The organism is Caballeronia arationis (assembly GCF_001544975.2).
GTDB lineage: Bacteria > Pseudomonadota > Gammaproteobacteria > Burkholderiales > Burkholderiaceae > Caballeronia > Caballeronia arationis.
In genome coordinates this window covers 1-2,684 of record NZ_FCOG02000335.1, presented here as the reverse complement: position 1 = coordinate 2,684, position 2,684 = coordinate 1, and the positions used below count along the sequence as shown (strand labels likewise).

Below are 2,684 nucleotides of genomic sequence, written 5' to 3'. Positions count from 1 at the left end.
AACGGCGATCAATACCTTCATCGCGAGTCGCCCGAGTACCGCGACGCCGTCAAGCGCAAGACCCACGCCTATCACGTCTTCATTCAGGCTGGCATCGTCTGCCAGGGACTGCTTCAGTACCTGGCAGCGGTATTCCCTTCACTCGTCTGGAGTTCCTTTGGATCCTGGCTGCGCACCATCCGTCCCGGCATCCCTCCATCGGAGTTGGTTGTCGCCAGTGCACTACGACAATGCCTGCCCGAATTTCTCGTGAATAGCGCCAAAACCAATTTCTTCGCGAAATTCATCGCCGAAAGGCAGGACCCTGACACCTTCGAGATGTTCCGACTGGCCACATAACCCCAAGACTGTGCCGAACTCGGCACTCTTGAGTTTCTTAGAACCCTGAACAATGACAGTTGGAGAAGCCGTGAACGCAGACGAAACGCGAGAGTATCGAGGATTTACGCTTGTCGCGAAGCAGGGATCGGCAGGTGCGAGATGCTGGGCATGGCGAGACGGCAAGCCTGTCCACAAGGTGGAAGGAGTCGACGTATCGGCGGCGATGCAGAACGCCAGGCGGGCGGTCGATGCGGAAGCGGGAACGGCGGTGGGTGATGGCGACGTCGGCGCGCAGGCTTACGCTCGCGCGCTGCAAGCGATTCTTCCTAAACTCAGCGCGGGGCAGATCCAAATGCTCCAAGCTCACTATCGCGCTCCCGATCGAGTGATGAGTGCGTCGGAACTTGCGCAAGCCGCGGGCTATGCGAATTTTAGCGCCGCGAATCTTCAGTATGGCAACCTCGGCAAAGCGCTGCACGAGCATCATCCCGTAGTGCTGCCTGAGCGTGGCGACGGCACGCCGATTTACACGTTCGCGCTGGCGGACGGAATGGACCGCGATATCCGCCCGACTGAAGAGGATTCGCACTGGCGCTGGCGCATGTTGCCCTCGCTCGCATTTGCGCTTCGTGCCGTGGGGTTGGTTAGCGACTGATTTCAATCGACCGGTAAACCATCGCCTACAGCGGATCGAACGCGTGGACGCAACACATTTACGAAAGCGTTGACACGCTCGGCCAGCCATTGGAAAGCGACTTGCCGCACTTGCAGCTGAGTCAACGGGGCGAATGGGCGGCATTCGATGATTCGCGGCCGCCCATCCTTTTCGACCAACACCGCGCTTCCGCCTAGTTGTTGCTTCACATCGTCCCAGTCGTCGGCGATGGCAAACATTGCGCGTTCGCCCGCCGTGTTCCGGTGCGATGACAGGAAGACGCCGACCTCGTTTTGCCGCAGGTCGCGGTACACCGTAAGCCATGAACTTCCGCTCGGCGCGGGTAACATGAAGCCGAGATACCCTTGACGAGCGGGCTTTGGAATCGGCTGCTCGGGATCGTCAAGCTTGAGAACATCGAGGAATGCCTTCCAGAACTTCTGCTGTTCGTCTGTAAGGGCGAGACGGTCCTTGTCGATACTCTCATCGCCATCGTTGTCGTGGCCGTCTTCCAGCGCCAAGCCTTCTGGGACGGCAACTACGGTTCGCGTAATGACCGCTGTGCGCGCCAGCACACGCGGAACGATCAGACGCCCACCGCCCGGCATTAAGTAAATTGGCATTTCAACTAGGCCCAGCGTGAAGTGCAAGCCCGCGTGCGCCTGCAGATATTCGACCAGGGCCTCGACGCCCTCACGTATGCCATCGCCGACGATCAGGAGCAGGAAACGCCCCCGCCGCAAGTTGAGAGTAAGGGCGTCGTTGAAGAGACTTTCTTCGACTGTCGGATCGACGGCGCGTACGCTCTCAAGCAACGGGTCACCTTTGCGATTCAAGCGCTGTCTCACTGCGCGTTGCAGATCGGCGGCGGACCAACGGCTCAGTTCCTTTGCGTAGTCAAGAATCTGACCAACGACTTCACGTCGTGCCTCTGGATTGCGCCACAACTTGCATTCGACGAGTACGGGCAGCCCGGAAGGTGTGACCATGAAGTTGTCGATTGCGCCGGCGGGTGTGTTGAGTTCCGTGCAAATCGGCACAGGACCGGCGAATATCGGATCGATTTCTGTTATCGGTAGGCAACTGGGATGCGCCTGCACGTAATGCTGAATGTCGGCTTCGCTAACGTCACCGTAGCCGCTGGATTTATTGAGGGGATCAAGTCGGACCGCGGTGTCGGAGTCGGGCTCCAGAAGTAGCGGGGCAGAGTTTTGTCTCGTCATTAGGTTTCGACTGTGGGGCGAGAGTGTGGTCAAACGGCGTCCGCTCAGGGGCTTGGCTCGGACGCTCGATCGCGCCGCTGATTATACCTACCTCTCGTCGGGACTCGAAAGCGCGCCATTCAGCGCACGATGATCCATCACTGACGATGTGTCAGCGAGAGAATTCGCCTAAAGGACCGAATTCTCGCGTTGAGCCTGGGGCTGGTCTCTGAGTTGACCGGCCGCTCGAATGACCGCTCGACGGGTCAGCCGAGCGGCAGAAGGTGGCCGGGTCTTGCCTGTTGGGTATCCGCAGGACACCACCCGTCCGAGTCAGCTCCGTTTCGCAAAATCTCACCCTCCGCTACGAGCCAATTATCTCGGCGGAGTGGCAACTTCGTGTCGACAGCAACCCGCATTTGTAAGGTTGCTGGACGCGGGTTGTCGCGGCATGGCAAAACGCCTATAATGAGTGGGCATTTTGCCGATATGGAGCATCGATGGAA

2 protein-coding genes and 1 pseudogene are annotated in these 2,684 nt (G+C 58.9%); 2 read left to right on the top strand and 1 reads right to left on the bottom strand.

Translation table 11 applies throughout. The features are described 5' to 3' along the window. Both AWB81_RS46230 and AWB81_RS41815 read left to right on the top strand, forming a co-directional pair. Window positions 1-339 (top strand): annotated as a pseudogene (locus AWB81_RS46230) (IS4-like element ISCku4 family transposase); the annotation flags it as partial. 70 nt (window positions 340-409) lie between these two features. Beyond that, entirely contained in the window at window positions 410-976 is a 567-nt protein-coding gene (locus AWB81_RS41815; RefSeq protein ID WP_144444367.1) for a hypothetical protein, read from the top strand. A gap of 2 nt (window positions 977-978) precedes the next feature. On the opposite strand, the gene AWB81_RS41810 is transcribed toward AWB81_RS41815, so the two are convergent. Continuing rightward, a complete protein-coding gene (locus AWB81_RS41810) occupies window positions 979-2,199 on the bottom strand; it encodes a hypothetical protein (RefSeq protein ID WP_062644370.1) in 1,221 nt (406 codons plus the stop codon). Window positions 2,200-2,684 lie beyond the last annotated feature (485 nt).